7 protein-coding genes are annotated in these 6,050 nt (G+C 45.8%); all 7 read left to right on the top strand.

Annotated elements, in window-relative coordinates; genetic code table 11:
• The first annotated feature begins 140 nt into the window (after positions 1-140).
• A complete protein-coding gene (locus BM613_RS13760; protein WP_109431740.1) occupies positions 141-596 on the top strand; it encodes a hypothetical protein in 456 nt (151 codons plus the stop codon).
• Between the two features lie 140 nt (positions 597-736).
• Entirely contained in the window at positions 737-2,125 is a 1,389-nt protein-coding gene (locus BM613_RS13755; protein ID WP_109431739.1) for a hypothetical protein, read from the top strand.
• A 192-nt stretch (positions 2,126-2,317) separates the two neighbouring features.
• Positions 2,318-2,422 (top strand): putative holin-like toxin, encoded by a 105-nt coding sequence (locus BM613_RS15385; protein WP_245926399.1) that lies wholly within the window; start codon positions 2,318-2,320, stop codon positions 2,420-2,422.
• Between the two features lie 311 nt (positions 2,423-2,733).
• The gene (dcd, locus tag BM613_RS13750) at positions 2,734-3,288 is read left to right on the top strand and encodes a dCTP deaminase (RefSeq protein ID WP_109431738.1); all 555 of its coding nucleotides are present in this window, start codon (positions 2,734-2,736) and stop codon (positions 3,286-3,288) included.
• Complete coding sequence (locus BM613_RS13745; RefSeq protein WP_109431737.1) at positions 3,281-3,643, top strand: hypothetical protein; 363 nt, start codon at positions 3,281-3,283, stop codon at positions 3,641-3,643. Before dcd ends, BM613_RS13745 begins: the two co-directional genes overlap by 8 nt.
• Positions 3,644-3,876: 233 nt before the next feature.
• Positions 3,877-5,196: a stalk domain-containing protein gene (locus BM613_RS13740; RefSeq protein ID WP_109431736.1), complete on the top strand. Its 1,320-nt coding sequence runs from the start codon at positions 3,877-3,879 to the stop codon at positions 5,194-5,196.
• A 54-nt stretch (positions 5,197-5,250) separates the two neighbouring features.
• The coding region (locus BM613_RS13735) for an Rpn family recombination-promoting nuclease/putative transposase (RefSeq protein WP_109431735.1) at positions 5,251-6,050 on the top strand (800 nt) is incomplete at its 3' end.

Here is a 6,050-nt window from a genome sequence, read left to right as displayed (position 1 = left end):
ATTCAGGCGATGTTAGAAGTTTATCACAATCGAGAAACGCGAGAACGCGTTATCGTCAATATGAAACAAACGGTATGGGTGCTTAATCAAATTCTCGAAGCACTAAAAAATAGTCAAAAACGCTTGGAGGTGCTCAGATAGTGGCTAGATCAAGCACCAAATATCCAAAAGAATTGCTAAAATTGCTCGTTAATGCAGTTAACGAAAATCCGGGGATAACCAAAAAAGAGTTGTCTCCAGCCGTTCGCCCTTACCATGACGTTTGGTACAATCCAGAAAAAGCAAAGGAATCTGATTTTGGGCGCTATTTTAACGGTGCGCTGCGTATGGCGGGAGCGCACAACGGACAACGTGAAATTCGCGTTTTTGCAAAAAGAGATGCAGAAGGCCGCACTGTAAATGCGCACGCGATCACTTCTGCCACGAACGATGATGAAATTTTGTACGCACAAGTAGAAGCGATAGAAAAGCAAATTTTCTCCCTCGAAGAAAAGAAAAGAGAAATATTGGCGAAAATAGCATTCAAGAAGAAATACAACAAAACGCTCGCTACGGTAGTTGATGGTGAAATTGTCGAGCGTTTGAGCGGTGAGTAATTATAAAATACAGCACTCCATGAGCACATTGTTTTGATCTGGTGTGATTCGTAAGACTTATATCAGCGCAATAATGACTCACGAAAATATCTAGTCTGTTGTACACTATTGGTAGAAACAATAGAAAACGGGGTGTTTTTGTGAGAAAACTAACGAGTCTAGTAGTAGCATCGCTTGTAATGAGTGCAACTGTACCCGCATTCGCACAAACACAGTCATACACGTATACATCAGCAAGTATTGAGATTAACGGACATGCAACGTTCCATCCAGACAAGTTTGTAGCGAACGGAACGACCTATATGCCCATTTGGTACGTCATGCAAACCCTGAATCAAGTGGGCTACAAAAGTGCTTGGAACGGGCATGTATGGGCAGTCACGTCCCCACAAAGTACAAGCTTCCACCTCAATGCACAAACAGGACATACTTCTATCGAGGTCAATGGACAGATCGCAGAAGTAGATGTTCCGACCATTGCGGCAAAAGATCCGTTAAGCGGCGTATTTACTACCTTTATGCCGATCTGGTATGTCCAGCAGTTGCTCAACAACGTAGGAATCACAACCGATACGTGGAACGGCACAACGTGGACGATAGGAACAGCGAGTGGAGCAAGCACAAAGACGTCTACAACCACGAGTACGCCGCCTACAACAAGTACGACAGGAAGCACGACGGTGACGCAGGAAGTCATGGCCACCGACATGTGGCAGACGTTTGCAGGAGTGAACTGGGACATCAATAGTCACCCTAGCATCGCTGCGGTGGGGATTACGCCAAGCGCAACGACTCCGGTGACGGCGGGCGATGTGGCGACCTATCTGGCCGATTGGGCGAGCAAGGCGAAGGGGGTTTACGCATCGTGGGAACCTGGTAAGGTGTTCGCGACTGGTCAAGGTCCATGGATGCCCTACAATCTGCAATACGAAGCGTCCAGTGATCCATACACCTGGGCGAATATCAATGGACTATTTCAGGGTACGGACGTGTCCAGTGCGTCCAGCATTATCAGTCAAACGGACGTGGACACGATCCTGAGCAACTTGCAATGGTGGCTTACGGGGGATAAGGTGGTCAACGGGGTTAGCTATCTGCACGTGCCATTCTACAGTAACTATGGGGCGTGGTTAACAGAAACAGGTGGGAAAGGCGTTGGTAACGGAATCTCTGAGAATAACTATCAGTCCTACTTGGCCGATGAAACCCGCTACTATGACCAAATCACGGCGAAGGTGGTTGGAACCACGATAGACCTGACGTTGCCGAACACGGCGAACAGCGCGAGTAACATGGCGTGGGACGTGGTAGATGGGGTCTGGGAATACGGCGGTTGGCAGAGCAAGGACAACCGTGGCGGTAAGACGATTCAAGTGCCGAATGGGGGACCAGGGCTATCCATTGATACCGCTACGTTAAACCCTGATATGTATTTAGAAGGTTTTCAAATTGCGCTTAAAAACGTAAATGGAGCGCCTATGTTCACTCAACCGTATGACGTCGGGATGTTACAATATCCTAGCAACTAAATTATTCATTCAACAAGAAAAACTGTCCCTGATTGAACCGTTGTACTAGGGAGTCGAGATGGCTGTCTCGGCTCTTTTTGTGTTTAGTTTGTACAGCGAAAATATACGTCAACGGCTTTTAGAGATCATGCTACAATAAGTACAAGCACCACCTTGGGGAACCCCTTGCCCATTTTGGGAGGGGGTGAGGCCGTGAGTGTATCAATCGCGATTTCGCTAATGATCCAATTTGGGTTGTTTGTCGTGTCGTTATTGTCGCTCGTTGTGGCTGTGGTCCTACTCGTGAAACACAAGTAGTAGCCGCCCCCATAGGTTTTGCACGCCATGGGGCGACTACTTGCGCGCATTTTTAAAGCGGGCAGGGAAAAACTCAAGGCGTTGGTGCCCAGGAGTCGAGGTTGCCCCCTCGGCTCTCTTTTCATTTTTAGTGTATCACAGCCAAAATATACGTCAACGTGTTTCCCAAGCGAGAAACGACTGACCTAAAAATCATCACAAAAATGGAACAGCACGCAATGGGCGTGATGGGACAATGGACGAAATAGGTTCGTTTTTCTTGGGAGGGAAGTCTCGGAACAGTCGTACGGAAGTACGTCTCGAACGAAACCATTGTTCTTGGAAAAGAAGTATCTGAAGAACATTATTTGAATATCGACATTTCGAAGGAAGACTTTGAATTAGCACCTGGCGAGTCAGTTTTAATACACACAAATGAATTTATTAAAGTGCCCAATACTCTAAGTGCCTGTATTTATGAACGATATAGTGTAAAGTCATTAGGTCTCATGATTAGCCCAGCACACTATATGAATCCCGGGTACAAGGGGAACATAGGTTTATTAGCAGTAAATCATTCTACAGTACCAATAAAATTGATTCCCGGAATTAAGATTTGTCAACTTGCATTGTTTGAGTTAACGTCTGAACCACTGAGGCCGTACGAAAAGCAAGGCGGGAAATACATGGATGCAAAGTCCGCAAGTATTTCAAAGTTGCACCTCGATGCGGAAATTCAAGAGTTTTTGAAATCGAAAGGGGTACAGAAGGCATCCGACGACATGGCAAAGGAACTCGGGGAGTACCTGATGGGTCATATCCGTGCTTCTGCTAAAAGGTTGGCTGATATTCTAAGGGCTGAAGAGGAATCTCAGAAAAATGGGTAATGTTCGGGATATCGTAAGACGCCATGTCGAGCTTGAAACATTAAAGGATCTTCTGGGAGTTCGTTTTGAGGATACATCGGATGAAGAGAAAAATCGTCTTTTGGACAAACTTCGGTCCCGTGGTGAAATAGATCGGGAAATTGAGTCGATTTTGAATGCCTTTCTTGTAGATATCGATGCGCCAAGAAGGAAAAAGAGAAAGCAATTAAAATTTATATATTCTGGATTGGGTTTACTCCTAACTACTTTTATTGGTTATGCAGTCAACGTTACAAGTTGGGTATTTGTCGCTATCCTGTCAATTGTTCTTCTTGCAATTAACGGCGTGTTTGTTTTCTATGCAGACCTAGATTGAAATTAAGGTTCCTGAACCTGTAAGGACGATTTTCGCAGTCAAAAGTTTGGCGTTGGCAAAATAGAAAAAACACTTACCCCGCCCCCTTCGCATGAAAGGGGGCTTTTTGATAAAAAACTTCATTGACATTAAAATAAATATATCGTAAAATAAAATCAATAAACAACGCGTCGGATTTCCCAATTCTTCTATGTTATCATGGAACTATCGACCAAAAAAAGGAGGTTATTTTGATGAAAAAAATCTTGCTTGCCACCGTTACACTCGCTACGCTCTTAGGAAGCGCCGCACCGAGTTTTGCGGCGACCGCGCCGATCTTTCACGAGGACGGCTATACGCTCACCAAAACAACGATTTCTGTCAGTGGGAAAACGACCTATACTCCTTATACACTCGTTGCGAAAGACCCGAATAGTGGTGTAATGACAACGTTTGTTCCAATCTGGTACGTAATGCAGGTATTGAGTCAAAACGGGCTTGCCGCCACGTGGGATGGCGCAGGGAAAGGGATGCTTACGATTTGGGATGGCGGGTTTGGCAAAGGATTTGGAATCTTCAATAGCAAAGGCAGTGCTTCGGTGATGTTAAACGGCAAACAAGCCGAAACAGGGGTTCCGCGTTTGACCGTCAAAGACCCGGAAAGTGGCGTGTATACTACGTATTTCCCGATTTATTACATCAACCAATTGCTGACTGCCCTAAAGTATAACGTAACGTGGAACGGCAGTACACACCGTTGGGCGATGACCCCGCCTCAATTGTATACACCGGGAACAGGGACAAATACGAATCCTTCGACACCACCGACAACAAGCACAGGGACAGGGACGACAAGCACATCAGGAGGTTCTTCTGCTTCTCCGATTGCAGGCGTACCAGCACCCATTCAAGGGACTTGGGAGCAGGCGACACGCCCTCAAACGATTGGTGATCCAAACGAAATTGCACTGGGTTACGGAGGCAACGTCACGTATTCGTTTACGCCAAACGGCTTGTCGCCAACAGCAGCCAATCTTCAACTTGCGGATCAGCAGGCACAAGATGTAGTCACCGAATCGAATGTGCAAAGTCTATCAAATCCGCAGTATTGGGGTTTATTAAGCACTTACGGCATGCTTTCGACGAGTACACAGTGGTACAACGATCCGTCGAACGCTTTTTATGACAAGCAATTTCCTGTGGCCGATATGAAAGACGGGTTTGTCATCCAAAAAGACCCTTATGTCGTTGTGATGACAGATACAGGACTTCTGACTGCGTCTGGAACGCCCGAATATCTCATTGGGCAATATTTGGGGTATGGCTCAAATAGCAGCCAAGGCCAAGTGACGGTTTGGAAAGAAGAATGGGTGAATTCCAAAACGGGTGTAGTAATGAGTATACCGAATTATGCAGGGATTATGCTTCCTGCGCTTGACAAAGGAGCGAACCGCCCTCATCTTGGGCTAGGAACCTACTTTGGAACAAACGTGAACGGGGTATATAATCCGTGGAATGTCGGGACCGGACTCGATGTTGTGCCGATCCTGAGCTGGAAGCCGAATATTGGCTAAAAATTATCCAAGGAGCCTTTTTTGAGGCTCCTTGGATTTTAGAGGAGAGGAACAATGGAAAGAGAACGGATTGACCCAATGGTTGACTACGCATTCAAGCAATTGTTTGGACAAGCTAGAAATGAGGATTTGTTGATCTCCTTTCTCAATGCGTTGCTTGCAAACAGTCTAGCTGCACCAATTGTCTCTGTGCAATTTGGCAACACAGAGCAGTCTCCTGAATATCAAGAAGATAAGCTCTCTCGCCTTGATGTGTACGTGGAAACAGACCAAAAGGAACGAATCGACATCGAGGTGCAAGTGGCCTATGATCGCGGTATGGCAAAACGCACCTTGTATTATTGGGCGGAATTGTATCGCGGGCAAGTGTTAGCGGGCGCTTCCTATCATCAACTTCATCGCACAATTACCATCAATCTCATTGATTTTTTACAATTCCCCTCGACGAACAGGTATCATACGATTTATCATGTAGTGGAGGATCAAACGCATGAGCGATTGTCAGATGTGTTAGAAATCCATTTTGTAGAGATGCCAAAGTTGCGCAAGAACATGAGTGATTTGGAGAAAGCGGTACGCGATCCATTGGAAAAGTGGTTGCTCTTCTTGGAATCCGGTAAAAATGAAAGGATACACCACGTGTTGGAGGTGGCAGCGATGAATGATGTCGAGTTGAAAAAAGCGTTAGATGAACTCGAAGAAATCGGACGCAAACCAGAGAATTGGGCGCTTTATATCTCACGCAAAAAGGCGATATTCGATGAGCAAAATCGAATTTATTCGATCAAAGAACAAATCGAAGAAGCTCGTGAGCAAGGGCTTGAACAAGGGCTTGAACAAGGGCTTGAACAAGG

The organism is Sulfoacidibacillus thermotolerans (assembly GCF_003144315.1).
Lineage (GTDB): Bacteria > Bacillota > Bacilli > Alicyclobacillales > SLC66 > Sulfoacidibacillus > Sulfoacidibacillus thermotolerans.
The sequence above is the reverse complement of the archived record's forward strand: the minus strand, read 5'-3'. Positions and strand labels throughout refer to the sequence as shown.